The 371-nt window shown below is 57.4% G+C and carries 1 protein-coding gene; it reads left to right on the plus strand.

Annotation, left to right across the window (positions count from 1 at the left end; translation table 11 throughout):
* A partial coding sequence (locus tag J0A65_RS26390) for an NlpC/P60 family protein (RefSeq protein ID WP_206597145.1) occupies positions 1–371 on the plus strand: 371 nt, incomplete at both ends.

Raw genomic sequence — 371 nt, forward strand, 5'->3', positions numbered from 1 at the left:
GGCTGGTCTGCCGGGGGACGATTCATAAGTTCCGCTGTGTGCCGCATCTCACCGGGCGGCGCTTTGAGCACGGTGTGACGGACTGTTACACACTGTTCCGGGATGCTTATCATCTGGCGGGGATTGAGATGCCGGACTTTCATCGTGAGGATGACTGGTGGCGTAACGGCCAGAATCTCTATCTGGATAATCTGGAGGCGACGGGGCTGTATCAGGTGCCGTTGTCAGCGGCACAGCCGGGCGATGTGCTGCTGTGCTGTTTTGGTTCATCAGTGCCGAATCACGCCGCAATTTACTGCGGCGACGGCGAGCTGCTGCACCATATTCCTGAACAACTGAGCAAACGAGAGAGGTACACCGACAAATGGCAG

Origin of the sequence: Bowmanella yangjiangensis (assembly GCF_017255015.1) — a bacterium.
In the GTDB taxonomy this organism is placed as follows: Bacteria; Pseudomonadota; Gammaproteobacteria; order Enterobacterales; family Alteromonadaceae; genus Bowmanella; species Bowmanella yangjiangensis.